We start from the raw sequence: 26057 nt of genomic DNA, 5'->3' as shown, positions 1-26057 counted from the left end.
ATTTCTGCCGATGATATGGCCGGCCATTTATACACTGATTGGGGTTATAGTGTTTCTTCACCAGTTCTGATTCTGATGGTCCTGTTGAGATCCTGAACAAAGATGACACCGTCACCTTCTTTACCTGTCTGGGCACCAGTTTTAATTGCTTCCAGCGCTGAGTCCAGTTTTTCTTCGCAGAGACCAATTTCAATGCGGATTTTTTTGAGCAGGTTTACTTCCATAACTACGCCACGGTATGTTTCGGTGAATCCTGCCTGTCTTCCTGAGCCGAGTATGTTGGTTACTGATACTGAGTAAATGCCTTTTGTGTAGAGAGCCTGTTTAACCGGAGTCAGGCACTCGGGGCGGACATATGCGATGATAAGTTTCATTATATTGTTCCTCTCTATGTGATGGTTCGATTATTCGTTGGAGAAGATCTGGAAACCGTTATAGGACTCCATGCCATGTTCAGCAATATCGAGACCTTTCATTTCTTCTTCAGCTGTTACTCTGATTCCAAGTATTGCCTTAGCGATGGAGAATGCGATCAGACCTGCACCGAAAGCCCAGACAAAGCATACTGCGATACCGATAAGCTGTGGAGTTACAAGAGAGAATCCGCCGCCGTAAAAGAGGCCGCCTGCTCCGTCATTAAGTGCGGGAGCTGTGAATAGGCCACAAGCAAGTGTTCCCCATGCTCCGCATATACCGTGAACGGAAACTGCACCAACCGGGTCATCAATCTTGAGAATTTTATCAATAAATTCGATTGAGAGTACTACGAGGATACCTGCAATAATTCCGATGATGATTGATGCTGAAGGTGTTACTGTTGCACAGCCGGCGGTGATACCTACCAGTCCTGCCAGCGCACCGTTACAGGTCATGGAAATATCCGGTTTGCCGTATTTAAACCATGAGGTGAACATTGCTGCGGCTGTTCCCCCACATGCAGAGAGACTTGTAGTTACTGCGATAAGACCGATTGAGCCGTCAGCTGTTGTAGTTGAGCCAGGGTTGAAACCGAACCAACCGAACCAAAGAATGAATACGCCGAGGGATGCTAAAGGAATGTTGTGGCCGGGGATAGCTTTTGCTTTGCCGTCTGCGGTATATTTACCGATGCGGGGTCCAAGCATCATTGCGCCTGCAAGAGCAACCCATCCACCAACAGAGTGGACAACTGTTGAGCCTGCAAAGTCCATGAATCCAAGGCCTTCAAGCCAGCCTGCACCTGAATCGCCGAGCCAGAGAGATCCCCATGCCCAGTGTCCTGAAATAGGATAGATCAGACCTGTTACTATACAGGTGACGATTATATATCCACTGAATTTTGTGCGTTCTGCAATACCACCGGATACGATTGTTGCTGCTGTAGCGGCAAATACAGACTGAAAGAACCAGAATGTCAAAGTCCACTGTGAGTCAGGGTCGGTAAGACCGACGCCTGCAAGTGAGAAACCTGAAGTTCCTACAAACCCGCCGGCATCAAGGCCGAACATCAGTCCGAAACCGAACAGGTAAAAGATGATTGATCCAAGGGCGAAATCAAGAAAGTTTTTCATCAGGATGTTACCGGCACTCTTTGCTCTGGTAAAACCTGCTTCTACGCAAGCAAAGCCAGCCTGCATGAACATAACGAGAATTGCTGCCAGAAGTGTCCAAAGAATATTGGCGTGGGTCTGAGTCATGAACTCTTCGCCAGCGAATGCTGCGGTAGGTGCTGCCAGGAGCAAGAGAGTTACAAGGGCCGGAATTTTACGGCCCGCCAGTGAAAGTTTAGTAGTCATACAGTCCTCCTTAGGGGTGTTGATTGCTTCAAGGATAAGTTTTCCTAAGCACGGACTGTGCCAATATTGTAAGTTGTTTAAATTGCAGGATATTTTTAAGAAGACTTAAAAAATACGATTACAAAATTGTATTATTGTACTTTTTTGTCGTATATTTTTCAGTATTAAATTACAAAAAGGTAAAATTTATAAAATTAAGTGTCGTAAACATAGTATGCAAAATAACAAATATCGGCCATTATATTAATGATGGTAAAAAAATAAAGAAAGTTGTTGACAGTTTTTTTCGAGTTTGGTTAATTAAAACCCATGCAGACATTTAACACCTTGGGCACCGGCCTCTCATATTTTTTCTACTTTTTTTATTTTTGGTGCACCCACGCTTGTGGTCAGGTGGAGGTTTGCTCGTTTAAAAAGTAGAAAACGAAATAAAGCAAACGACCTCTACGAAGGGCCGCAGGCGAAGACTCGCCGGCGGCCCTTTTCTTTTATCCAGGCCGCCACAGGAAAGCGGAGCTCTCAAGCAGAGGCTAACCAGATGGAGAAATAAAATGCAGATTGGTAAAAGTGTACGAATAGAGCGGATAATCAATCGTAATACCGGCAGAACAATCATTGTCCCTATGGATCATGGTGTTAGTGTCGGGCCTCTCAAGGGATTGCGTAACATGCGCAGAGCGGTTAATGACATGGTGAAAGGCGGAGCAAATGCGGTGCTCATGCATAAGGGCCTTGTTCGCTGCTCTCACCGTGAAGAAGGCGGAGACGTCGGATTAATTGTCCATCTTTCAGCTTCAACCTCCCTTTCTCCCACTCCAAATGCAAAAACTCTGGTCGGCACTGTTGAAGATGGTCTCCGTCTTGGTGCTGATGCCGTTTCCGTTCATGTAAATCTTGGTGATGAGACTGAATCCAAGATGCTTTCCGATCTAGGTGAAGTCGCTTCTGCCGCTACCAGCTGGGGTGTTCCTGTTCTGGCTATGGTTTATGCTCGTGGTCCTAAAATTAAAGATGAATTTGATCCTGAAGTCGTTGCTCACTGTGCCAGGATGGGAGAAGAGTTGGGCGCTGACATCGTTAAAGTCTCTTATACTGGAAATGTTGAGACATTTGGTGAAGTTGTTGACGGATGTTGCATTCCGGTTGTTATTGCCGGCGGTCCTAAGCTTGATTCCACTCGAGATTTTTTGCAGATGGTTTCCGATTCCATTACTGCTGGCGGAGCAGGCCTTTCTGTTGGACGAAATGTTTTTCAACACAAAAATCGTGTAAGACTTGTTCAAGCTCTGCACAAAATTGTTCATGAAGATGTATCCGTAGATGATGCCCTCAAATACATCGGCGAATAGTAAAATCAGGAAATCGTAATGAAAAAGATTATATACAAAGCAATCCCATTTGATAAAAACCTTGTGACTCTGGCGCTTGAGTCCGGTGTTGACGCTGTCCTCACCACTCCAGATCGTAAGAAGGACATAGAGTCTTTGGGACGTGTTACAGTTCTCACACCGGAAGATATTCCAACAGTTGCCATCAATGAAAAGTCGGATGAAGAAATTGCAGTAAACCTTGCTCAGAAAGGCAAAGACGTTTGTCTTGCTGCCGGATGGGAAATCATTCCTGTTGAAAATATTCTTGCTCAGGTTGAGAGTCTTGCTCTTGAGGCCGAATCCCTAGACAGGGCAAGACTTGCTGCAGGAGTTCTTGAGCGCGGTGCTGATACCATAGTGGTCACTCCCGAGGGAGCTGCGGACCTGAAGACAATTGTTGCAGAACTGAAACTTAGTCAGGGTAAAATGGAATTACAAAAGGCGGTAATTACTGATATTGAATCCGCAGGTCTTGGACACCGGGTCTGTGTTGATACGATTTCAATGCTCAAGAAAGGGCAGGGTATGCTTACTGGGAATTCCAGTGCTTTTACATTTTTGGTACATGCTGAGACTGAGTCAAATCCATATGTTGCAGCCCGTCCTTTTCGAGTAAATGCTGGTGCTGTTCATGCGTATGTACAGATGCCGGGTGATAAAACTACATATCTTGAAGAGTTGTCTTCAGGTGCTGAAGTTCTGATTGTGGACGCACAGGGCAACACTTCCATAGCTGTTGTTGGTAGAAGTAAGGTTGAAGTACGGCCTATGCTGCTCATAACTGCAGAAGTTGCTACAGATAATGGTCCTGTTTCAGGTAAAGTCTTTTTGCAGAACGCCGAGACAATTCGAGTGGTCAGCGGTAAAGGTGAGCCTGTAAGTGTTGTAACCCTGAAAAAGGGTGATGAAATTCTTTGCCGTATTGATGAAGCCGGACGCCATTTCGGTATGCGCATCAGCGAAGAGATTGTAGAGGAATAATAAAAAATGTCAGAGTCCAGCAAAAATAATTTAGGCAGTCTGAGAGAAGAAATAGATTCCCTCGATAGTGAAATTTTAGAACTTCTTAACAAGCGCGCTGCTGCATCGTTGTCAGTCGGCGCAATAAAAGCAGGCTCTTCTGATCAGATTTTTAAGCCTTTCCGTGAGCAGGAAGTTCTTCAAGGGCTGACCGGACGTAATCCAGGACCTCTTCCTTCAGAACACCTTGAAGCCATATATCGTGAAATTATTTCATCTTCACGCAGACTGCAACGACCTGAAAGAGTAGTCTATCTCGGCCCGGAAGGAACCTTTTCATATTTTGCAGGGCTACAGCATATGGGGCGTCAGGCCGACATGATCCCCAAAAATAATTTTGAAGATATTTTTGTGGCTGTATCCAAGGGGGAAGCCGATTTAGGTATCATTCCTCTTGAAAATTCGCTCAAGGGTACGGTTGGACAGAATGTTGATCTTTTCATGCGATATCCGGTTTATATTCAGGCCGAGCTATACCATCGTATCAGTCACGGGCTCATCAGTAAGGGTGTTGGACTTGATGAGATTAAAACTGTCTATTCACATTCCAAGGCTCTAGAGCAATGTACCGGATGGCTTCGCGCCAACCTGCCAGGTGTACCTCTTGTGCCTGTGGACTCTACTGCTCAGGCAGCCCAGATGGTTGCTGACAGTGATGAACCCATAGCCGCACTGGGACACGTTAAACTTGCAAATATTTTTGGTTTGCACGTCGTAGCTGAGGCTATAGAGGATCTTTCTGATAACTGGACTCGTTTTCTTATTATAGGACCAAAGCCAGGTAAAGAAGGGAAAAGAGATAAGACAACCATACTTTTCACCACTCCGGATAGACCCGGTGCTCTTGTTTCAGTTTTGAATGAGTTGTACGGCAAAGATATTAATATGACCAAGCTGGAATCTCGTCCCTTTCTAGGTGAAAAATGGAAATACATGTTTTTTGTAGATTTACAAGGTGATCTCAGGGCTGAAGAATATGAAAGTCTCATTGAAGACCTTAAATCTCGCTGCCTAACATTCAAGATTCTCGGTAGTTATCCCGGAGGATCACAGAACGGCAGTACGTTCTAATTATATATAGATGTGTTGATCATCTCAGTATTTTCCTTAAATAAAGTTTTTTACCGACTGAAAATAGTCAGGATAGAATATAATGACTTCTGATAATTGTATAATTGTTAAGGCTCCTTCATCCAAATCTCTGTCTCACAGAGCTCTTATTGCGGGCGCTCTTTCAGAAGGGACGACAGTTGTTCTTGATCCTCTGGACAGTAATGATATCAATCGGACAATGGATTGCCTTAGTACAATGGGGGCTGAGTTCAACGTTGATGCCGGAGCAACTTCTGTCACAGGTATGAATAGCGGACCTAAGGGCGGGGATAAAGAACCTGCCGTTCTTGAGATGCGTGATTCCGGTACCACCTGCCGTTTAATCACGGCTATTGCCGGCGCTGGAAAAGGCCTTTTCCGGGTGCAGGGAACTCCCCGTATGCATGATCGGCCTATCGGTGCATTGACCTGTGCTCTCGAATCGCAGGGAGTGAAAGTTACTTTTTCTGATAAGAAAGGCTATCCTCCTGTTACTCTGGAGGCTCATGAGTTTAGTGGCAAGGAAATGAATATTTCCCTTGAAGAATCCAGTCAGTATCTTTCCGGCTTGCTTTTAGCTGCTCCATTAGCTAAAGAGGTAACAACCATAAATGTAACAGGTAAAAAAGCAGTTTCATGGCCTTACGTTGCCCTGACTCTCAATGTTATGGAAGATTTCAGAATTTCTTTTGAGGTCCAGGTTAAACATGACGGAGGGTGGAGAAAAGTAGACTGGAGAAAGGTCGAAAAGGTTGTTCCCGGTGAAATTCGTTTTGTAGTCAAACCTTCCAAATTTGTACGTGATGAATATTACGTTGAAGGTGACTGGTCTAACGCCTCATATTTTCTTGCAGCAGGAGCGGTAGGCAATAAACCTGTTAAAATTGAAGGTATGTCCACTAAGTCACTTCAGGGTGATCGTGCAATTATGAGCATCCTGCAATCCATGGGTGCAAAGATTGAAAGTGATGACCACAGTGTAACGGTATATCCCTCAAAGCTGCACGGAGTAGAAGTCGACATGGGGCTTTGTCCTGATCTGGTCCCGACAGTAGCTGTTGCTGCAGCTTTTGCAGATAGTCCTACCACTATTACTAACGTGGCACATCTTCGTATCAAAGAGTGTGATAGACTTGAAGCAAGTGCTGCAGAAGTCATGAGAGCAGGTGGTAAAGCTGAAATAGGTGAAGATTTTATCACTATAATTCCTGCACCTCTTAGAAAGGGCGAGCGGATTGTATTCAGTACTTACGATGATCACCGTCTTGCTATGAGCACAGCTATTTTTTCAATGGCGGGTATTGAAGCAATTCCAGAAGAGCCCGGATGTGTAGCAAAGTCTTTTCCAGGTTTCTGGGATGAGTGGGCAAAAGTAACTAAAGGAAACGGTTGTTAAGATGGAGTGCGGGTTTAATAAAATACACAGCATAGCCGTCATCGGTTCACGCGGACAGATGGGTGGGTTTCTCGCGCTCAAAGCTGAACGTGCCGGGCTGCTGGTACACCGTTTTGACCAGCCTCTTGATGAGGCTGAAATGGCACGCCAGTTACCGCATACCGATTTTGTCCTTTTGTGCATTCCAGTAACAGTAATGGATGAAGTTTTGCCATTAGTTATTCCGCATATGAAAGAAGGCGCAATTTTATCTGATGTAGGTTCTGTAAAAGGACGTCCTTTGCAGCAGATGCTACGTGTTTATGATGGCCCGGTAGTAGGGACCCATCCTTTATTCGGCCCTGTAATTCCTACTGATTTTAACCCAACGGTAGCGCTTGTTACTGAACGTGAAGAGGATAAGCCTGCACTTCTGGCCGTGAAAGATTTTTTTGAACGACTTGATTTCGGTGCTTTTGAATCCACAGTGGAAGAGCATGACAAGGCTATGGCTATGATTCAGGCTCTTAATTTCAGTTCTACAATTGCTTTTCTGGCTTGCTCCAGAGAAATTTCCAATATTGATAAATTTGTAACTCCGTCTTTTAAGCGCAGGCTTGAGTCTGCACGTAAGATGGTAACTCAGGACAGTGATCTTTTCGTGACTATTTCTGATGCTAATCAGTACAGCCTCGAAGCTATCCGTCTTTTCCGTTCTTTTCTGTCCCTCGCAGCAGCGGGTGATATGGATCTGCTTGCAGATCGTGCTTCTTGGTGGTGGCGTGAAAGCAATACCTAGGGAGAAGTGTATCTGACGCAATATTAAGCCGCATTCTCCCTGAGGATGCGGCTTTTTTTATGAATTAATATCAGAATGAATTTATTTGGCTACCATAGCTTTGTCTTTGAGGACTGTGAAAGTCAGGCAAATGCTCATTATCTAACATGGAGAGAAAAATGAAAATCGAACTTACTCAGTATGGCAAATGGTTGCCGGCTGATACGCAGACCCCGATCAGTCTGTATTTAGGGCTTGTGGGTGATGCGCCGGGTATTCTTTTGGAGAGTGCCGAGGTTGACGGGCGGCTTGGCAGATACAGTCTGATTGCATGGGATTTCAGACTCAAGCTTTCACCCGTCAGCGGTAAGCTTTCGGTAGAATGTGCTGATTCAAGGCTGGCCGGTCTGGCTACATATTCAGGAATGGATTTTCTGGATGGTATGCGTGCGGTCATGAAGGCTTTGCATATAAATCCTCAACCTGAAGTTGGAGAACTGCCATCTCTTACCCGCGGGCTTTACGGGACTATGGGGTATGGCATTGCCGGTATGCTTGAACCTAAACTTAAGGATAAGCTTCCGGCGGAAGATGCAGAAGTACGTTTAGCATTACCGGGCAGGGTGGTATTATTTGATCACCTTAAACACAGCTGCTGTTTTCTTTCATTGGATAAGGACGCAACTCCTCAATTTACACCGCCTGTTTTCGGAGCAGAGTGCGAACCTACCAAAGTAGGGGAGCCTGTAGCTGTTCCCGGTAAAGAAAAATATATGTCCGGAGTTCGGAAAGTTAAAGATTTGATTGCTGACGGTGAGTGTATTCAGGTGGTCCTTTCCACCCGTTTTTCTGCTCCGTTCAGTGGTGATTCTTTTGATCTTTATCGCAGATTGAGACAGGCCAATCCTTCTCCGTTCATGTTTTACATGAAATTCAGTCGAGAAGAGATTTTGCTTGGTTCTTCCCCTGAGATGATGGCTCGCTGCGAAAAAGGCAGATTGGAAGTCCGTCCCATCGCCGGAACTCGTCCGCGCGGTAAAGATGCAGCAGGAGACCGCAAGTATGCCGAAGAGTTAATGGCCGATCCAAAAGAACGTGCTGAACATGTTATGCTTGTAGACCTTGGACGTAATGATCTCGGACGTATTGCTAAACCCGGCAGTGTATCTGTGGAAAAATTCATGCAGATTGAATATTTCAGTCACGTTATGCATATAACTTCTTATGTTGAGGCCGATCTGCGTGATGATCATGATGCATTAGATGTTCTGCAGGCTACTTTTCCGGCAGGGACACTTTCCGGTGCTCCTAAAATAAGGGCCATGGAAATTATCTCTGAGATCGAAGATGTACCGCGTGGCCCTTACGGCGGCTGCATCGGTTTCATCGGTCTGGATAAAGACTCTGTGAATCTTGATACAGGAATAACTATACGCTCCATGTGGATTCGTGACGGTAAATGCCATTGGCAGGCCGGAGCCGGAATCGTTTATGATTCTGATCTTGAAATGGAATGGTTGGAATGCAACAACAAGGCCAGAGTTTTAAGGGAAATTTTGCAGTCGGAGGGTGGAGATGTTTTTACTCGTAGATAATTTTGATTCGTTTACTTTTAATCTTGTGCAGGCATTTCAGCAACTGGGTGCAGAACCACTTGTGTTACGTAATGACCGTGAAGAAATTCTTGAACTGGCTGAATCCGGTAAGCTTAAAAGAGTATGCCTTTCCCCTGGTCCAAGTAATCCTGAAAATGCAGGGTTGTCATTGGAATTCTTATCCAGACTTCCAAAAGATATTCCTGTGTTCGGAGTGTGCCTTGGACATCAGACTTTAGGTCATTTTGCCGGGGCATCAGTGGTCAGGGCCGGACGGATTATGCATGGTAAGACTTCAGACATATATCATAAAGGTGAAGGTCTTTTTAGTGGCCTTGATGATCCATTTGAGGTCTGCCGCTACCATTCATTGGTCGTAAATGTCGATGAAGCACCTGATTTACTGGAGCTCACCGCCTGGACAGACCAGCAGGAAGTTATGGGACTCAGGTATAAAGATCGTCCGTGGGTCGGAGTTCAGTTTCATCCTGAGTCTATTTTGACTCCAGATGGACCTAAACTTTTGAAAAACTTTTTGGACGGAAATATTTAGCAATATCATTATATAAAGAAGCAGGTGAATGAAAATGTCTCAGAGTATAACAGACGCATTGACTGAATTGACTTTTGGGCGCGACCTGACAACTGAGCAGGCCGATTGTGTTTTTGAGAGTCTTTTTTCAGGAGAGATGACTTCATCTCAGGCCGGAGCTCTGCTCATGGGGCTGCGTATTAAAGGTGAAACCGCAACTGAAGTTGCGGCCGGAGTTCGCGCAGCTCTTCGTGAAGCTAAACTTATCAAAGGCTTGAACAGTGCGCGTATTGACACTTGCGGTACAGGCGGTGACGGCTCAAATAGCTTTAACTGTTCAACGGCAGTAGCACTTTATCTAGCTGATATGGGCTATGCTGTGGTTAAGCATGGTAACCGAGCTGTATCATCATCATGCGGCAGCGCCGATGTCCTGGAAGATTTAGGCATTTCACTAGGAACTGCAGCAGGTGAAGCTCGTGAAGTTTTGGAACGGGATAAATTTGTGTTCCTTTTTGCTCCGAATTATCACCCCGCATTTGGTAAAATTGCTCCAATACGTAAGGAGCTAGGTATCCCTACTTTATTTAATTTGATGGGGCCGCTTCTTAATCCGGCCCGTCCTACTCATCAGATTCTTGGAGTAGGACGGCCTGAAATCATGTATCTCATGGCAGAAGTTCTGGCTTTGACAAATGTTGATAAAGCGTACGTTGTGCATGGAGCTGGTAATTTTGATGAACTTACTCCGTTCGGAATAAATGATGCGGTTCTGGTTGAGAATGGTAAATTATCCGAGGTTAAAATTAATCCTGCTGATTATGGTTTTGCACCGGCAACTCCTGAAGACGTAGCTGTTAAAAACCGTCCAGAAGCTTTGAAAACTATCCGTAAGGTTCTTTCCGGGAATGCTCCGCAGGCTATGCTTGATATGGTTGCCCTTAATCTTGGCGCAGCAATTTCACTTATGGACGGAATTTCTTTGGCAGATGGTATTGAGAAAGCAAAAGTTAAGGTCGCCAAGGGCGTTGATAAGGAATATTAAGCCATGCTTGATAAGTTTCGTAAATCAAAACAAGCAGAAGTGGATATGCTCCATAGGCTGGAATCTGAAGGCAGGCTTCCAGCTCCATACACTGGCGACCGTCCTTCATTTGCTGATGCCATACGTAGAAACACCGAAGGCATGAACGTGATTGCTGAATATAAGCGGGCCTCTCCTTCTAAAGGTGATATTAATCTAGGGCTGAGCGCTGCGGATGTTGCGAGTATGTATGCTGCCGGAGGAGCTTCTGCTATTTCCGTGCTGACTGAGGAGAATTATTTTAAAGGTGATTTAAGTTATCTCGACGAAATAAAATCTTGTGGTTTGCCCATGCTGCGTAAGGATTTTCTTGTTGATCCTTTGCAAGTGACTCAGACTTTGGCAACTCCTGCATCTGCATTGCTGGTCATCGTGCGAATGTTTGCTGATGACGCAAAATTAAAAGAGATGATCGACAAGGCTCACGAGTGCGGCCTTGCAGCTGTTGTTGAAGCCTTTGATGAACTTGATCTTAAACGTGCTAAGAATGCCGGGGCTAAAATCATTCAGATTAACAACCGTGATCTTGATACCTTGGGCATAGACATGAATCGCTCCATAGATTTCATCAGGCAGAAGGATGATGGTGAAATATGGATTTGTGCAAGCGGAATCAATGAGCCTGAAGACTGTATGCAAATGAATAAACTTGGCTACGACACTGTGCTGGTTGGAACTTCTATTATGTCCAGTCCAGATCCACAGGCTAAGCTTGCTGATCTTGTGGCGGGGGCAAAGTCATGAGTCTGCTGGTGAAGGTGTGCGGAATGACCAGAGCAGAAGATGTCAACGCCTGCGAAAAGTTGGGGGTTGATTTTCTGGGATTCATTTTTCACCAATCAAGCCCGCGCAATGTGGACGAAATGTTTGTCCGGTCAATTAAAACTGAATCAGCAAAAAAAGTTGGAGTCTTCGTAAAGCAGAGCGCAGCTGAAGTTGCCAGAATAATGGATAACGGTGCTCTTGATTTTGCTCAGTTGCATGGTGCTCAGAATGAAGAATTCTGTAAGACGATCGGTAGAGAGAGAGTCATTAAGGTTCTTTGGCCTCAACGGTATGAGTCGTTCAAAGAGTTTCAGGATGATATTGATCGCTTTGCACCATATTGTTCCTATATGTTGTTTGATGCAGGTAGTTCAGGAGGCGGGCACGGTGTATCCATTAATTTTGATGTTTTTAAGAATGTGACAGTACCTATGCCGTGGCTTCTTGCCGGAGGTCTTTCTGATGATAATCTCGCACAAGCACTTGCCACAGCAAAGCCGTATGGAGTTGATTTAAATTCTGGTGTTGAATCGGCTCCCGGTATTAAAGATAATAATAAATTGAGCGCAGCATTTGGGTGTATCCGCTCAGATAAGATGAGGAAATAGTCATGAAAAAAGGATATTTTGGAAAATTTGGCGGTCAGTTTGTGCCTGAATTGCTTATGCCTCCGTTGCTTGAGCTTGAAGAGGCCATGGAAAAAATAATGAAATCAAATGAGTTTCAGCAGGAATTCACTCGTTTATTGAAAGATTTCGTAGGTCGCCCAACTGCATTGACTCATTGCGCGAATATTTCCCGTGAGCTGGGTTTCAATCTCTGGCTCAAACGTGAAGATCTTGCTCATACCGGAGCACATAAAGTTAACAATACTGTCGGTCAGGCTCTGCTCACCAAGATGATGGGTAAACCAATGCTTCTGGCAGAAACCGGTGCAGGGCAGCACGGTGTCGCAACCGCAACTGCCGCTGCTCTGCTTGATCTAGATTGTGAAATCTATATGGGGGCGTTGGACGTAAAACGCCAGTCACATAACGTACGCCGAATGGAACTTTTGGGAGCGAAATGCGTACCTGTCGAGTCTGGAACACAAACGCTCAAAGATGCAATTAATGCCGCTTTGCGTAAGTGGATATCTGCACAGCAGACAACTCATTATTGCTTCGGTACTGCTGCCGGACCTCATCCTTTTCCATTGCTGGTTAGAGAGTTTCAGTCTGTTATCGGGCGTGAAGCAAAAGCTCAGTTCAAGGAAAAAACAGGTGAGCTTCCTTACATGGTTGTTGCCTGTGTCGGCGGCGGTTCCAATGCTATTGGTATGTTTCATGAGTTTGTTCAGGAAACATCAGTTAAAATTGTCGGGGTTGAAGCTGCAGGAACAGGTGAACCGGGATGTACAAATTCAGCCCCCATTAATCTGGGAACTCCCGGTGTACTGCATGGTATGAACACTTTGCTGCTCCAAAGTGAGGAAGGTCAGATCCTGCCATCTCATTCAATTGCTGCCGGGCTGGATTACCCCGGTGTAGGTCCTGAACATGTTCATCTGCATGATATCGGACGTGCTCAGTATGGCACTGTAAATGACCATCAGGCGATGAATGCTTTTCAGATGCTGTGCAAAAAGGAAGGAATCCTGCCTGCACTTGAAAGCTCTCATGCTGTAGCCTGGGTGCTTGAAAACAGGAAATCTATCCCCAAAGAAGCAAATGTTATAGTCAACCTGTCCGGTCGTGGTGACAAGGATATGGATATTCTGGAAGATTACCTTGCGAATCACGCAAAATAGTGGAGTCATATAAAATGAGTATTACCAAACTTGCAGATAAAATTAATGAAGCTAAAGCACAGGGCCGTACCGCTTTGATTCCGTTTTTACCAGGTGGATATCCTGACCGTGAACAATTCTGGAAAGAAATACTTGAACTGGACGAAAATGGCGCAGATGTAATTGAAATCGGTATGCCTTTTTCTGATCCTGTTGCTGATGGACCTGTTGTTGAAGCTGCATCGCTTAAATGTCTAGCCGACGGAATAGATTTAAAATGGATTCTGGCTGGTCTTTCTGATCACCGTGCAAAAATCAGGGCTGGAATCCTGCTTATGGGATATTACAACCCGGTATTGCAGTATGGTCTGGAAAAATTTGCTAAAGATGCTCGTGAAGCAGGAGTCAACGGCCTGATTATAGCAGATTTGCCTTATGAAGAAGGGGTTGAATTCAGAGAATTGCTTGCTAAGTATGATATCGCATTGATTCCTCTGGTGGGGCTGAATACAAAACCTGAGCGTATGGACCTTTATGCGAAAGATGGCAATGGTTTCTGCTACTATGTATCAGTTCTGGGAACCACTGGTGACCGTGACAGTTTGCCCGAAGAAATTAAAGCAGGGCTCAAACAGGCTCAGGAAATATTTGATATTCCGGTGGCTCTGGGATTCGGGCTTAAAAATCCATCACAACTGGAATCTCTGGAAGGACTTGTGGATGGCGCCGTATTCGGGTCCGCTCTTATCCGTCACATTGATGAAGGTAAAAGCAGTGCTGAGTTTATGAAGGTCTGGAAATAAATAAAGTTAAGAGTTTTTAACACTCCTACATATATTAAGAAGGGGAACTTTATGTGCAAAAAAGTTTCCCTTCTTCGCTTTTAAATTCATTAACCTTTTGAGTATTACTAAAATTATCTGCCAGTCGGTCGTATACTGGTTACTGGTATATAACTTTCCAGTCTTTAATTCTTTTGTCTTTAATTCCTGATTGGTATAAAGCCCGCTCCAGCGTTCCGTCTTCCCTAAGTTTTTTTAGCCCGCATTGTAATGCTGTAAATATTTTTTTTCCATCCGGGTGTCTTTTTGAAACCATGAAATGCCTACTGTACGGGAAAATAATTTTTACTCCCTTGATAACTTTTACAGGCGCATCATTTTTTTTGTATATAAAATCTGGACTTCTACTTAATTCTAGAAGTAAAAAATCAGCTCTTCTTTTATTGAGCATTTTAAATAGTAGATCATATTTAGGTGCAGTCTGGATTCTTTTAAATCCCATCATTTTTAAAAGATCGATGTCTATAGTCCATGAAGATTCTGTCAAAGGACAGTATTGTAAAAGTTGTTTCAGATCAGGCTTGGACTTCAGGAGGGGAGAGTCTTTATACGTGTAGATTCCTTTTTCAAAATCACCTTTGCGTATAAAAGGATCAGTTTTGTAAACAGAATCATCAAAGTCCATTTCCCACATATCTGTCGCCAGAATTGAAACTTTACCTTTTTTTACTTCGGCAAGACTTCTTGCTATATTTGGATAACTTGCAAAACGTATTTCAGCATCCATACCACCCATTTTAAGTGCCTGCTGAATGATAAGTAGTGAAGTTACCGGACGGGATGCAATGTGAGATGTGTAATCTTTTATAGCGAAAGGATCTCCTCCTTTTTCTTTTACTAATTTATCATAGCCTGTTTTTGTACCTTTCAGTCCCGCAGCATATATAATCTCACGGGCTTCAGTTGATGATGTGAAGCTTAAAGTGGCTATGATAATAAACAATAATATTCGCATGGTACCCATATTGTCTTTTATTTTAAACTACCCCTGTATTTGTCGGTAATTCTACAATAATTTTAAATCCATCTACAGAGTTCTCGGCCCTTATTGCTCCATTATGAATCAATGTTATTTTTTGAGCCGCAGCGAGTCCTAAACCTGAACCTGGAATTTCATGTCCTTTCAGGCGGTGGAAGGGGTTAAATATTTCTTCAAGATCTTCTTTTGGTAATGGGGCGTGGGTGTTGATTACTTCAATTCTAGCTATGTTTTTAGAATAAGAAAGTTTGATCGAAACAGTTCCTTTATTTTCAGTATATTTGTAAGCATTACCAAGAATGTTATCTATTATAACGCGTAGCCCATTTCGGTTGCAATTGGAAATTTTTATTTCTGAAAGTTCTTCGTTAATTTTTAATTTATTCCGGCTGGCACTGTGCTCATATTGAAAAAGCAGGTCTTTGATCAGGGCTTTTAGGTCAGCAGTCTCATTCATCGCCGGAGACTTTTCCAAATCTAGTTTAGAGAATTCAATTATTTTGCCGATTAGTTCATCCATGTGGCTTATTTCCAGTTGCATTCCATGTACAAAAGTTTTGCAGCCAGAGGTTTGGTTGTTTTCAATCTTTTCTTTGAGCATTTCAAGTGAGATTCTCATCCGCGTCAGAGGGCTGCGAAGTTCGTGGGATACATTGGCCGTCAGCTCCCGGCTTGATTTTACTCTTTTTTCAAGCCCTTCAGCCATGTTATTAAAAGCCCTTGCAAGTTCTGATATTTCATCTTTACCTTTTATTTCAACACGCTGCCTCAGATTCCCCTGTTCTATTTTAGAGGCTGTATGGGTCATAAGTTTAATCGGTCTGATCATACGTCTGGTAACCGGAATAAGGAATATTGCCGCAATAATGGTTACAATAATTTGAGCCCGGAGGAACCACATTTCATCAGTAAATTTATGAATAGAATGTACAAGGTGATAGGTAAAAGGATACCCCTCTGGTAAGTTAGCTGTATATACTGCATATATATTTTTAACCCCTTTTTTCTTTTTTTTATAAATATATATTCCTTCAGAAGATTTTGTTGCTTCTTCACTTGTGTATGCAGATATATTGGGATTTATTTTGTCAGAGGAGGCTACAATTTCACCATATGGGCCGGTGATCCATATTTGAGCATGGAATGATTTTCCAAGTGTTTGCAACAAAGTGGTTAGAGTTTTGCTCTCATATTCTGCAGAAATGTATTTTGCTCCAAGTTCCATTTCAGTCAGGTTTTTTATAGCCATAATCTGTATATTTATGTGCTTAACAATAGGGCTTTGTGCCCATGACATTTGGAGAAAAGCAAAAACGGCTAATTCTGAAACTATAAGAACTAACATAAAAGAAAGAAATATTTTGAGATACAGACGGCTTATTCTCATATTTCGCTCACGAACATATATCCGGTTCCCCATACAGTTTTGATGCGTGATTCATGCATCGGATATGGTTTTAAAAGGGCTCGAAGCTTACTGATGTGAACGTCAATTGACCGGTCAAAAGCATTAAAATCTTTGCCCCAAACAGATGTCATAAGATCGTCACGGGTGAGTGGTTTGGCTGGATTTTCCATTAGTGCTTTTATCAATTTGAATTCGGTTGAAGATAGTTCAAGTGATTCTCCATCAATTTCAAGACGTTGATGGGCCAAGTGCAAAACTATCCCTGCTACTGTTATCTGCCCGGAATTATTGATAGCTGTTCTTTTGCTATCTTGTGCCCGGCGCAGCACTGCTTTAATTCGGGCCAATAGTTCCCGTGGATTAAATGGTTTGGAAATATAGTCATCAGCACCCAGTTCTAATCCAACAATTCTATCTGTGTCTTCCCCTTTGGCCGTTAGCATAATAACTGGAATGTTGGAATGCGGGCGAAGTTCGCGCAGTACCTCAAGACCGTCTTTTCCCGGCATCATAATATCCAGAATAATTATTGCCGGAGGATTTTCATTTATTGTTTCCAGTATCTTATCGCCTGAAGGCAGGAGATTAACAGAATACCCATATCCTTCAAGATATTGAGTAAGCAGTTCTCTAAGCTTTGTGTCATCATCAACGATCAGTATGGGGAGTTGTTGTTTCATTTACTTCTTCTACCTATGAGGAGCTGTTCTTAAAAGTCTACAAACACAGTTTTTACAATTGTTAACAATTTTTAGCATCATAAGCATACTCTTTTTAATGGTTGTAGGTATTAGAATAAAAAAAGGAATGCAATGGAGATCAAATATATGTCTGCAAAAAAAATAAAATTTATATCTGTATGCCTGTTGGCCATGTTCAGCTTGTCAGCATGTTCTCCTTTCAAACCAGATCCACGTGATGGAATGACCATGGGAGTACCTCTGAACTACAAGTTGTACTCAAAAAATTCCCGTGAACTTGGAAAATGGTGGGAAGCTTTTGAAAACAGGGAGCTTAATAAGCTTGTTGAAGAGGCTGTTATCGCTGATTTCGATGTGCGTATAGCTTGGGCAAAGCTTCGTCAGTTACGGGCCACAGCCGTTAAATCTAGAGCTGATCTTTATCCTAAACTGGATGGTAAAGCTTCATATACAGATTCTATGTCCGGTAATGACGGAACTGAAGGTAAAAAAGGGTCTACTTCAACCGATGTCCATAAGTTGGGACTTGCTGCTTCATATGAAATAGATTTCTGGGGTAAGATTGAAGCCGAGTCCGCTTCCGGTGAGCTGGATTTTCTGGTTTCCCGTGAAGATGTTAATACTGCGGCAATGACTGTTGCTTCTGAAGTTGTAAAACGCTGGCTGGAAATTCAGCTTCAGCGTCGTAAAAAAGTAATTTTGCAAAAGCAGCTTGAGACGAACGAAACTTATCTTGAACTTATTGAGCTGCGCTTCCGTAACTCTCTTGCAACCGCTCTTGATGTTTATCAGCAGCGGGAGGCTGTTGCCCGTACTAAAGCCTTGATCCCTCCTGTTGAATCCAGAGAGCAGATTTTACTTCATGAATTAGCCCACCTTTTAGGGCGTCCGGCTGGAAGCGTAGCCGTTCTTACTGCAGATTTTCCAGTAATGCCGAAAATGCCCGGATTAGGTATCCCTCTTGATTTGTTAGCCAACCGTCCGGATGTGCGTGCGGCAGGACTTAAGCTGCAATCTTCTGACTGGGCTGTAACAGCTGCCCGTGCTGACCGGCTTCCAACCGTAAGTCTTAGTGCTGAAGCTGCATTATCAAGTGCTCAACTTGCGAATATTTTTTCCGGATGGATGACATCTCTTGCTGCATCAGTTGTTGGACCTATTTTTGATGGTTTTGCTCGCAAGGCGGAAGTTGAACGAACCAGGGCGGTGGTTGATGAACGGCTGCTTAACTATAAAGAAGCCGTATATACTGCATTCAAGGAAGTTCAGGATTCTCTGGTGCAGGAAAAATGGCAGCGTGAATACATCAAGGCGCGCAAGAATCAGCTTGAGGCCGCAAAAATTAATTTAAGCGAAGCTGGTTCCCGCTATATCCAGGGGCTAGATGACTATCTTCCGGTGTTAAATGCACTGGTAAGTGTTCAGACCCTTGAGATTAGCATTGCTGAAGATGAGATGAATCTTTTTGACTATCGAGTTTCTCTGTATCGCGCTCTTGGAGGATCATGGACTGATTCATTAGTGGCTACGGATGAACTTAAGCCTGAAAGTGAAGATGAGAAAGTGATTGAAGCGGCTGGGAACTTTGAAAAGAAAATTGTTCCTGCAAAAGAGGGAATTTAGATATGACAAAAAAAGTTATGTATTACGTAAAGCAGATAGGCCTTAAAGGCATTGTGCCTTTGCTGATTCTTATTATGGCTGTTATCGGCGCAAAAGCACTTATTCAAAACAAACCAGTAGCCCGTAAAAAGGCCCCGGTAGCTTCAGCTCCATTAATTAATGTCGCGAAGTTGAATACCGGTGATTATCAAATCTGGACTCCGGTTATGGGGACAGTTGAAGCTGCACGTGAAATATCCCTTGAGCCGCAAGTAAGTGGACGGGTTATTTCTGTTAGTGACACATTTATTCCCGGTGGATATTTTGAAAAAGGTGCCGAAATATTGCGCATCGATCCTCTTGATTATGAACTGGCTGTGAAGGAACAGGCAGCTGTTGTCACTGATGCTGAGTATAATCTTAAAGTAGAGAGCGGGCATCAGCGAGTTGCCGGACGAGAATGGAAGCTTCTTAAAAAATCATCAGGCGGGACAAGTCAGGAAGCTGAGCTTGCCTTGCGGAAGCCTCACTTACAAAAAGCTGAAGCAGACCTTGCATCTGCCAAAGCTAAGTTGAAGCAGGCCCGTACTGATCTTGCCCGTACAAGGGTGAAGACCCCTTTTGCATGTATGGTTGTCAGCAAGGATGCTGATCTTGGCGCACAATTGAGTCTTAACGAATCCATTGCAACGTTGGTCGGCACTGACGAATTCTGGGTTATGGTTTCAGTTCCGGTCGACAGGTTAACCCATATTAAAATTCCAACTGCTAAAAATGGATTTATCGGCTCCAAGGCCCGTATTTTTACTGGGATTGCTGAAGATTCGCATGAAAGGGAAGGGCAGGTGCTACGTTTATTACCTTCACTGGAATCCAAAGGTCGTATGGCTCGGGTCATTATTTCTGTTAAAGATCCTTTAAACCTTCATGGTGGTAATGCTAATCCATTGCTGCTGGGCAGCTATGTTAATGTCTCCATTGATTCCGGTATACTGAAAAACGCAGTAGCCATCCCCCGAAGTGCAGTTCGCGATAATAATACGATCTGGATTATGCTTGATAATGGAACTTTGGATATCAGGAAAATTGAACCTGTATGGCGTGATCAGGATTACGTTTATCTTGCAAAAGGAATTGCCGCTGGTGAAAAGCTTGTGATCACAGATATTTCTGCTCCATTGCAGGGAATGAATCTGCGCGAAAATGTAAGATCGGCAAAGAAGGTGGAAAGCAATGGCTGATCATAAGAAACAAACTGGTGCTATGGCTTGGATGGCCGGAAATCCAGTAGCTTCCAACTTGTTGATGTTCATTCTGCTTGTAGGTGGTCTGGTGATGGCCTTTAATATCAAGCAGGAGGTTTTTCCTGAATTTACAATGGATACAGTTACCGTGAGTGTTTCTTATTCCGGGGCCAGTCCGGAAGAAGTTGAGCAGGGTATTGTTCTGGCTATTGAAGATGCTGTTATGGGCCTTGATGGTGTTAAAGAAGTTACCAGTTCTGCATCTGAAGGTTCCGGTTCTGTTGTTGTAGAAGCTGAAGAGGGGTATGACCTCCAGCGTCTCAGTCAGGATATTAAGTCAGAAGTGGACAGGATTACCTCATTTCCGGAAGAGGCTGAGGACCCTAGAGTCAGTATTTCTTCACGTAAACGCCAAGTTCTGGCTTTAATGGTTTATGGAGATGAAACCACTCTCACACTACGTAAATTAGCTGAGCAGGTGCGTGAAGAACTGATCAACACTGCTGGCATTACTCAGGTAGAACTTTCCGATGTAAGTGGATTGCAAGTTTCAATTGAGATTCCGCAGGATAAACTTAGAGCCTATGGGCTCACGCTTTCTGATGTCGCTGATGAACTGGCTAAAACTTCTGTAGAACTTCCCGGTGGTGGCATTAAAACTGAAGGTGGGGAGATTCTGGTCCGTTTTAAAGAACGCCGTGACTATGCACGGGAATTTGCGCGTATTCCTATTGTGACTGGAAGTGACGGCACTCAGGTTCTTTTGGAAGATATTGCTAATGTAAAAGAAGATTTTCAGGATGATGATTACATCTCATTATATAATGGTTATCCGGCAGTTCGTTTAAATGTATTCCGTATTGGAGATCAAACACCGATCAGTGTTTCTGACGCCGTTCATGCCAAGCTCAAAGTTATAAATGCAGCTTTGCCTGACGGGGTTAACGTGGCGGTTCGTAATGACTCTTCTGATATTTACAGACAGCGTATGGAGTTACTCCTTAAAAACGGCTACATGGGACTGGGGCTGGTGTTCATTGTTTTGGCTCTTTTTCTTGAACCCCGTCTGGCATTCTGGGTTGCCATGGGGATTCCTATTTCTTTTCTTGGTGGAATGTTGATTCTTGCTCCGGCAGGGGCAAGTGTGAATATGATATCAATGTTCGCTTTTATCATTTCTCTTGGTATTGTTGTAGATGATGCAATTGTTGTGGGAGAAAATGTTTATACCATGCGACAACAGGGGATGAGCTGGATAGATGCCGCCTGTGAGGGGGCTAAGACCATTGCCATGCCTGTCGTTTTCAGTGTGTTGACAAATATTGTAGCATTTATGCCCTTATTTTTTATACCGGGAGTGATGGGGAAAATTTTCAAGATCATTCCGATGGTTGTAATAAGTGTATTCTTTATTTCATTGGTAGAAAGTCTTTTTGTTCTTCCGGCACACCTTGGACATGGAAGCGAACGTAAGCCTGGAAAAATTATGGGCTATATCTTGAAATACCAGCAGAAGATTTCAAGTGGTCTGCTCGTATTTATTAATAAGTTCTACCGTCCTTTTCTTGATCGGGCAGTAACTTGGAAATATTTGACTGTGTCTCTTGGCTTTGCCTGTTTGATAATTTCGTTTGCTTATATCAAAAGTGGTCGTCTGGGATTCACGCTATTTCCCAAAATTGAGTCAGATTATGCTTATCTGACTGTTGATCTTCCATATGGTACAGCTAAAGAAGTAACCATGGGAGTACAGGAAAGGGTTGTTGTAGCTGCAAATAAAGTTGCTGCTGAAAATGGTGGTGATAAACTTGTAGAGGGTATCCATTCAAGTATAGGAGGGTCTGGAAGGCGTGGAACCAGCGGTAGTCATGTGCTTAAGGTTCAGGTCTTTTTAACTGATGCTGATGTACGTCCGATTTCAACTGATGAATTTGTTAAGCAGTGGCGGAGAAATCTTGGTCCTATTCCCGGTGCCGATTCTGTTTTATTCGAATCGGATAAAGGGGGCCCCGGTTCAGGTGGTTCTATAGAAATAGAACTCAGCCATAGCAATATTGAAATTTTGAAACATGCTTCAGCAGAACTTGCCGAGGCATTGCGTTCATATCCCAAAGTTAAAGATATTGATTCAGGTTATTCTCCGGGTAAGCGTCAGTTGGACTTTGAATTATTACCGGCAGGAAGAAGTCTCGGGTTGACTTCTCGTAGTGTGGCCAATCAGATTCGTAACTCATATTACGGGGCAGAAGTTGTAAGGCAGCAGCGCGGACGAAATGAAATTAAGGTCATGGTTCGTCTTCCGGAAGCTGAGCGTGTCTCAAGATATGATTTTGAAGAGATGATGATTCGTACTCCTGATGGAACTAACGTGCCTTTGCGGGAAGTGGTACGTATCAAGGAAGGCAGAGCATATACTACTATTGATCGTCGTGACGGGCGCCGGGTTGTATCTGTATCAGCTGATGTTACGCCCAGAAAAGAAACTGCAAAAATAGTAGCTGATGTAGTTGCGAACATTATTCCTAAACTTCAGGCTAATTATCCCGGTTTGGGATACTCTCTTGAGGGTAAGCAGTCTGATCTGCAGGAAAGTACAAAAAGTCTTATCTCAGGTTTGCTTATAGCAATGCTGGTTATTTATGCTCTCCTGGCAATTCCGTTTAAAAGCTATTTTCAGCCTATCATTGTAATGATCTGTATTCCATTCGGAATTGTCGGTGCTGTTATAGGTCATATTATGCTTGGTTACAGCTTAAGCCTGATGAGCCTGTTTGGTATTGTTGCTCTTAGCGGGGTTGTTGTTAACGATTCTCTTGTTTTTATTGACTATACCAACATTCAACGGCGTAAGGGGCATTGCGCGTATGATGCTGTTTTAGAGGCTGGAACAGCTCGTTTCAGGCCGATCCTGTTAACAACTCTGACCACATTCGGTGGGCTGGCTCCAATGATTATGGAGACTTCACGGCAGGCTAAGTTCCTTATCCCCATGGCCGTTTCGCTCGGGTTCGGGATTGTTTTTGCTACGATGATAACTTTGTTGCTGGTGCCTGCCTTTTATCTTATATTTGAAGATATCAGACTCGGGCTTAGAAAGTTGTTCCTCCGTTCTGACGATGATCTCAGAGCAGACGGTATAACGGCTCATTATCCGGTTACCAAGTGTGATCATAAGCCTCAGGATTAAATTAATAAAAGATACCACCTGCCATCGACAGGTGGTATCTTTTATTTAGATTCTTTTTTCGTAACTATCACAGCCGCAATGAGTGCGATAGCTTTTGCTGCCACCAGTACTGTGAAACTGTATCTGAATTCAGGGATGGTGAATGAAATTGCTTCATGTGAACTCTTTTCAAGCAGCCATCCTATCACCGGTTGTGCCAATGCGCTTCCTCCGATCAGGAAAGTATTTACAAATCCAAGTGAGATTCCGTCAGCTCCTTCTGGGCTGATATCATTTCCGTATGCATAGGCGACTACATTTCCGGCACAGGAAAATCCGAGGATAAACATTAATGGGTACATGACAGGCATTGGAATTTCTGGGATATATACAACGGCTGACATACAGGCCAGTCCACCGGTTGAGGCTATGATCATAGGAAAACCTCTTTTACCTATTTTGTCAGAGAACCAGCCGAAGAAGAAACTTCCAGGAATAGCTCCGATAAATAGCATAGAAACTACAAATGCAGCATCTGTTGTCGATATTTTATATAATTGTGCAATGTATACCGTGCCCCATAAAGCTCCAAATCCAGTGTAAACCATATTAATTGTTGCGGCATAGCCTGCATTAAACCATGCGTGAGGATTATGCAGAATATTTTTGAGGACAGATAATGTTTCCTTTATTCCTGAAATATTTTTGGTTGTATCTTTTTTTTGATTAATCCCAGCTGGTCTGTCTTTGATAAATGTAAAAATTAATATAACAATTAATGCACCGAATCCCGCAATACCTAACATGGTATATTTCCAGCCGATTACAGAAACAGCTTCAGTCAACGGGGCCTCGCCGATAACAGCTCCGCTCATGCCTACAATATTTGTTAACCCTACCATGGTGGCAAATTTTTGCGGAGGGAACCAGTTATCCACCAGTTTAAGGCAGGAGACAAAAGAAAATCCTGTGGCTGCACCTAGGAGAATACGTATCGTAATGGCTTCGACAGGGGTGGAAGTGAAAGTAAAAATGGCTCCTGCGCAACTTGATATTATTGCTGCTATGGCAAGAGGTCGGTGCGGGCCGAACCTGTCTGCCATTATTCCAATTGGGATTTGCATTAAGGCATATGAGTAGAAATAAACTGAAGCAATAAAACCGATACTGGCTGCATTTGCGTGAAAATGAATAGTTAGTTCTTTTTCCATTGCTCCGGGAGCAACCTGCTGAACGTAGTCGTAAAAGAAGTACATTGTAGCAATTGCCCATACTATCCATGCCCTTGGAGAAGTCATTTGTGCAGATTGTTTTTTCATATTATTTTTGCTTAGGTTTTTTAAAGTATATGATAGTGAACATAAAAGAATAACTGGTCAAGTGCGAGCATAGAATTTCATATAATATTCCTGTAGAGTGCAGTTCATGTCAAAACGTCCGATTCTGGTACTTCAAATGCAGCGTATGGGAGATTTAATTCTTTCATTTCCGCTTTTTCTCTGGCTGGAAAGAACTTATCCGGGCCATCCTATATGGGTTGTGGCCGAAGAAAAGTTTTTCAGGCCGCTTATGCCGGTCAGCCCGAAAGTAGTATATTTTCCATGGGAAGGTCTGGGCGTTTTAAGACAGCATAAGTATGAACTTATAATTAATCTCAGTATTCGCAGCCAGGCCGCAGCGCTTGCCGGAGAGCTTGAAGCCGGGGCTAAACTGGGGGCAGCTTCCAGTGATAACGGCGTTACTCATATTTTGGGAGATTGGCAGCTTTATCGTGCAAGCGTGGTGGAGAATAATCGCCATAACCGGTTTCACTGGGCTGATTTAAATGCTTTGGATTGTATTCCTTTAAGCCGTATAGGGAAGACCCGTTGGCCGCAGCCGAGGACTCTGCAATCTACAGATAATAGGATTGGATTGTTTCTAGGTGCAAGCGAAGAATCTAAACGCCCGACCATTGATTTCTGGGCCAGCCTTTGCTCTGAACTGTTAGGTAGAGGAATGCGCCCTGTTCTTTTCGGCGGTCCCATGGAGAAGGGAATGGGGAATAATGTTGCACGTATATTCGGCGGTCCTGTTTTGGATATGTGTGGCAAGCTTAATCTTGGAGAATTGATTGCTGTAGGACAGTCTCTGCAACTTTTTATTACTCCCGATACCGGACCAATGCATCTTGCCGCGTGGTCAGGTTTGAAAGTTTTAAATTTGTCTATGGGTAATGTTAATCCATGGGAAACAGGGCCGTATCAGAATGATCATTATGTAATTCGGGCGACAATGAGTTGTGCTTTGGGATGTTGGTCATGCAAGCGTGATCAGCTTTATTGCCACACACCTTTCACCCCTTCCCGCATAGCGGTCATTGCCAGACGTATGATTTTGAATGATCAGAGTGCTGTTTCTAAAATAAATATGCCTGGACTTCGAGTTTATAATTCTTTTCATGACGAGAACGGGCTGTATCATTTAAGGCATATCAGTGGGCAGGGAATCAGTTCTGGTGATATGCTGGGGCGTTTTTGGCAACAGTATTTTGGTGCATCTTTCGGGCTTTGGGACTTTTCAGGGGCTGGAAAGGCCTGGGGTGAGTTTAGTGAAAATCAGCCAATACTTGCAGATAAGATGCGTTCTTTACTTCCTCAGCTGGGTAAAGAGTTTAGTAAAGGACTCGCCAAGAGTGCTCCTTTGCCAGATTCTTTCTGGAGTTCTTGCCCTCTGCTCTACAGGCAATTTACCGGTTATATTCATCTTTTTTTGCAAAATAATGATTATAGTCGTACTTCATGGATAAGGGTTCTTTCGCTTTACGAAACTCTTGCTTCTCTTCTCAATAAACGTTGATCCGCTATGCATTTTTTTCCTTATGGGGAATAAAATGCCTCTATCCTATTATTTAATATCTTTAAATAATTGTATTTTATTTTTGGCACGCCTCGTGAATACATGTTTACCGAGGAGTTACGA

At 43.5% G+C, this 26057-nt stretch carries 22 protein-coding genes; 16 read left to right on the top strand and 6 right to left on the bottom strand.

Annotated features, from left to right (window positions below; all coding sequences use genetic code 11):
* Nucleotides 1-44: 44 nt before the first annotated feature.
* Nucleotides 45-374 carry a P-II family nitrogen regulator gene (locus H589_RS0105355; RefSeq protein WP_027721089.1) on the bottom strand — a complete coding sequence of 110 codons (330 nt, stop codon included), beginning with the start codon at nt 372-374 and terminating at the stop codon, nt 45-47.
* Between the two features lie 30 nt (nt 375-404).
* On the bottom strand, nt 405-1775 hold the full coding sequence (locus H589_RS0105350) for an ammonium transporter (RefSeq protein WP_051249632.1): 1371 nt from the start codon (nt 1773-1775) through the stop codon (nt 405-407).
* A gap of 551 nt (nt 1776-2326) precedes the next feature.
* Between H589_RS0105350 and H589_RS0105345 the strand changes: the two genes are divergently transcribed.
* The 12 genes from H589_RS0105345 (at nt 2327) to trpA (ending at nt 13957) form a co-directional block, all read left to right on the top strand.
* Nucleotides 2327-3124 (top strand): 2-amino-3,7-dideoxy-D-threo-hept-6-ulosonate synthase, encoded by a 798-nt coding sequence (locus H589_RS0105345; protein ID WP_027721087.1) that lies wholly within the window; start codon nt 2327-2329, stop codon nt 3122-3124.
* Between the two features lie 18 nt (nt 3125-3142).
* On the top strand, nt 3143-4126 hold the full coding sequence (locus H589_RS0105340) for a 3-dehydroquinate synthase II family protein (RefSeq protein WP_027721086.1): 984 nt from the start codon (nt 3143-3145) through the stop codon (nt 4124-4126).
* A 6-nt stretch (nt 4127-4132) separates the two neighbouring features.
* A complete protein-coding gene (pheA, locus tag H589_RS0105335) occupies nt 4133-5236 on the top strand; it encodes a prephenate dehydratase (protein WP_027721085.1) in 1104 nt (367 codons plus the stop codon).
* Between the two features lie 82 nt (nt 5237-5318).
* Nucleotides 5319-6653, top strand: coding sequence for a 3-phosphoshikimate 1-carboxyvinyltransferase (aroA, locus tag H589_RS0105330; protein ID WP_027721084.1), 1335 nt, complete (start codon nt 5319-5321; stop codon nt 6651-6653).
* Nucleotide 6654: 1 nt separating this feature from the next.
* On the top strand, nt 6655-7431 hold the full coding sequence (locus H589_RS0105325) for a prephenate dehydrogenase (RefSeq protein WP_027721083.1): 777 nt from the start codon (nt 6655-6657) through the stop codon (nt 7429-7431).
* Nucleotides 7432-7589: 158 nt separating this feature from the next.
* Nucleotides 7590-9005, top strand: a complete 1416-nt coding sequence (locus tag H589_RS0105320; RefSeq protein WP_027721082.1) for an anthranilate synthase component I family protein — start codon at nt 7590-7592, stop codon at nt 9003-9005.
* The gene (locus tag H589_RS0105315) at nt 8986-9558 is read left to right on the top strand and encodes an anthranilate synthase component II (protein WP_027721081.1); all 573 of its coding nucleotides are present in this window, start codon (nt 8986-8988) and stop codon (nt 9556-9558) included. Before H589_RS0105320 ends, H589_RS0105315 begins: the two co-directional genes overlap by 20 nt.
* A gap of 34 nt (nt 9559-9592) precedes the next feature.
* The gene (trpD, locus tag H589_RS0105310; RefSeq protein WP_027721080.1) at nt 9593-10582 is read left to right on the top strand and encodes an anthranilate phosphoribosyltransferase; all 990 of its coding nucleotides are present in this window, start codon (nt 9593-9595) and stop codon (nt 10580-10582) included.
* Nucleotides 10583-10585: 3 nt separating this feature from the next.
* The gene (locus tag H589_RS0105305) at nt 10586-11365 is read left to right on the top strand and encodes an indole-3-glycerol phosphate synthase TrpC (protein ID WP_027721079.1); all 780 of its coding nucleotides are present in this window, start codon (nt 10586-10588) and stop codon (nt 11363-11365) included.
* Nucleotides 11362-11994 (top strand): phosphoribosylanthranilate isomerase, encoded by a 633-nt coding sequence (locus H589_RS0105300; protein ID WP_027721078.1) that lies wholly within the window; start codon nt 11362-11364, stop codon nt 11992-11994. Before H589_RS0105305 ends, H589_RS0105300 begins: the two co-directional genes overlap by 4 nt.
* 2 nt (nt 11995-11996) lie before the next feature.
* Nucleotides 11997-13175: a tryptophan synthase subunit beta gene (trpB, locus tag H589_RS0105295; protein WP_027721077.1), complete on the top strand. Its 1179-nt coding sequence runs from the start codon at nt 11997-11999 to the stop codon at nt 13173-13175.
* 14 nt (nt 13176-13189) lie between these two features.
* On the top strand, nt 13190-13957 hold the full coding sequence (gene trpA / locus H589_RS0105290) for a tryptophan synthase subunit alpha (RefSeq protein ID WP_027721076.1): 768 nt from the start codon (nt 13190-13192) through the stop codon (nt 13955-13957).
* Between the two features lie 139 nt (nt 13958-14096).
* Here the strand turns inward: trpA and H589_RS0105285 are convergent, their stop codons facing one another.
* From H589_RS0105285 to H589_RS0105275, 3 genes are read right to left on the bottom strand one after another with little or no spacing between them, the layout of a single operon-like run.
* Entirely contained in the window at nt 14097-14960 is an 864-nt protein-coding gene (locus tag H589_RS0105285; RefSeq protein WP_027721075.1) for a type 2 periplasmic-binding domain-containing protein, read from the bottom strand.
* A 13-nt stretch (nt 14961-14973) separates the two neighbouring features.
* Nucleotides 14974-16362: a sensor histidine kinase gene (locus H589_RS0105280; RefSeq protein WP_027721074.1), complete on the bottom strand. Its 1389-nt coding sequence runs from the start codon at nt 16360-16362 to the stop codon at nt 14974-14976.
* Nucleotides 16359-17063 (bottom strand): response regulator, encoded by a 705-nt coding sequence (locus H589_RS0105275; RefSeq protein WP_027721073.1) that lies wholly within the window; start codon nt 17061-17063, stop codon nt 16359-16361. The genes H589_RS0105280 and H589_RS0105275 overlap by 4 nt, the downstream gene beginning before the upstream one ends.
* Before the next feature lie 147 nt (nt 17064-17210).
* On the opposite strand from H589_RS0105275, the gene H589_RS0105270 reads away from it, so the two are divergent.
* The 3 genes from H589_RS0105270 to H589_RS0105260 are packed head-to-tail and all read left to right on the top strand — an operon-like array spanning nt 17211 to nt 23117.
* Nucleotides 17211-18707, top strand: a complete 1497-nt coding sequence (locus H589_RS0105270; protein ID WP_027721072.1) for an efflux transporter outer membrane subunit — start codon at nt 17211-17213, stop codon at nt 18705-18707.
* A 2-nt stretch (nt 18708-18709) separates the two neighbouring features.
* Nucleotides 18710-19927, top strand: a complete 1218-nt coding sequence (locus H589_RS0105265; protein WP_027721071.1) for an efflux RND transporter periplasmic adaptor subunit — start codon at nt 18710-18712, stop codon at nt 19925-19927.
* Nucleotides 19920-23117, top strand: coding sequence for an efflux RND transporter permease subunit (locus H589_RS0105260; RefSeq protein ID WP_027721070.1), 3198 nt, complete (start codon nt 19920-19922; stop codon nt 23115-23117). The genes H589_RS0105265 and H589_RS0105260 overlap by 8 nt, the downstream gene beginning before the upstream one ends.
* A gap of 41 nt (nt 23118-23158) precedes the next feature.
* On the opposite strand, the gene H589_RS0105255 is transcribed toward H589_RS0105260, so the two are convergent.
* Nucleotides 23159-24415 carry an MFS transporter gene (locus H589_RS0105255; protein ID WP_027721069.1) on the bottom strand — a complete coding sequence of 419 codons (1257 nt, stop codon included), beginning with the start codon at nt 24413-24415 and terminating at the stop codon, nt 23159-23161.
* 106 nt (nt 24416-24521) lie between these two features.
* On the opposite strand from H589_RS0105255, the gene H589_RS0105250 reads away from it, so the two are divergent.
* A complete protein-coding gene (locus H589_RS0105250; RefSeq protein ID WP_027721068.1) occupies nt 24522-25934 on the top strand; it encodes a glycosyltransferase family 9 protein in 1413 nt (470 codons plus the stop codon).
* Nucleotides 25935-26057: the final 123 nt, after the last annotated feature.

Source organism: Maridesulfovibrio zosterae DSM 11974 (genome assembly GCF_000425265.1).
GTDB lineage: Bacteria > Desulfobacterota > Desulfovibrionia > Desulfovibrionales > Desulfovibrionaceae > Maridesulfovibrio > Maridesulfovibrio zosterae.
Note: the sequence above shows the minus strand (reverse complement) of the source record. Positions and strands in the feature narration are given on the sequence as shown.

Coding starts and splice junctions, on each gene's coding strand:
- H589_RS0105355 (WP_027721089.1), bottom strand. CDS start 374: ATGAAACTTATCATCGCATATGTCCGCCCCGAGTGCCTGACTCCGGTT.
- H589_RS0105350 (WP_051249632.1), bottom strand. CDS start 1,775: ATGACTACTAAACTTTCACTGGCGGGCCGTAAAATTCCGGCCCTTGTA.
- H589_RS0105345 (WP_027721087.1), top strand. CDS start 2,327: ATGCAGATTGGTAAAAGTGTACGAATAGAGCGGATAATCAATCGTAAT.
- H589_RS0105340 (WP_027721086.1), top strand. CDS start 3,143: ATGAAAAAGATTATATACAAAGCAATCCCATTTGATAAAAACCTTGTG.
- pheA (WP_027721085.1), top strand. CDS start 4,133: ATGTCAGAGTCCAGCAAAAATAATTTAGGCAGTCTGAGAGAAGAAATA.
- aroA (WP_027721084.1), top strand. CDS start 5,319: ATGACTTCTGATAATTGTATAATTGTTAAGGCTCCTTCATCCAAATCT.
- H589_RS0105325 (WP_027721083.1), top strand. CDS start 6,655: ATGGAGTGCGGGTTTAATAAAATACACAGCATAGCCGTCATCGGTTCA.
- H589_RS0105320 (WP_027721082.1), top strand. CDS start 7,590: ATGAAAATCGAACTTACTCAGTATGGCAAATGGTTGCCGGCTGATACG.
- H589_RS0105315 (WP_027721081.1), top strand. CDS start 8,986: ATGTTTTTACTCGTAGATAATTTTGATTCGTTTACTTTTAATCTTGTG.
- trpD (WP_027721080.1), top strand. CDS start 9,593: ATGTCTCAGAGTATAACAGACGCATTGACTGAATTGACTTTTGGGCGC.
- H589_RS0105305 (WP_027721079.1), top strand. CDS start 10,586: ATGCTTGATAAGTTTCGTAAATCAAAACAAGCAGAAGTGGATATGCTC.
- H589_RS0105300 (WP_027721078.1), top strand. CDS start 11,362: ATGAGTCTGCTGGTGAAGGTGTGCGGAATGACCAGAGCAGAAGATGTC.
- trpB (WP_027721077.1), top strand. CDS start 11,997: ATGAAAAAAGGATATTTTGGAAAATTTGGCGGTCAGTTTGTGCCTGAA.
- trpA (WP_027721076.1), top strand. CDS start 13,190: ATGAGTATTACCAAACTTGCAGATAAAATTAATGAAGCTAAAGCACAG.
- H589_RS0105285 (WP_027721075.1), bottom strand. CDS start 14,960: ATGGGTACCATGCGAATATTATTGTTTATTATCATAGCCACTTTAAGC.
- H589_RS0105280 (WP_027721074.1), bottom strand. CDS start 16,362: ATGAGAATAAGCCGTCTGTATCTCAAAATATTTCTTTCTTTTATGTTA.
- H589_RS0105275 (WP_027721073.1), bottom strand. CDS start 17,063: ATGAAACAACAACTCCCCATACTGATCGTTGATGATGACACAAAGCTT.
- H589_RS0105270 (WP_027721072.1), top strand. CDS start 17,211: ATGTCTGCAAAAAAAATAAAATTTATATCTGTATGCCTGTTGGCCATG.
- H589_RS0105265 (WP_027721071.1), top strand. CDS start 18,710: ATGACAAAAAAAGTTATGTATTACGTAAAGCAGATAGGCCTTAAAGGC.
- H589_RS0105260 (WP_027721070.1), top strand. CDS start 19,920: ATGGCTGATCATAAGAAACAAACTGGTGCTATGGCTTGGATGGCCGGA.
- H589_RS0105255 (WP_027721069.1), bottom strand. CDS start 24,415: ATGAAAAAACAATCTGCACAAATGACTTCTCCAAGGGCATGGATAGTA.
- H589_RS0105250 (WP_027721068.1), top strand. CDS start 24,522: ATGTCAAAACGTCCGATTCTGGTACTTCAAATGCAGCGTATGGGAGAT.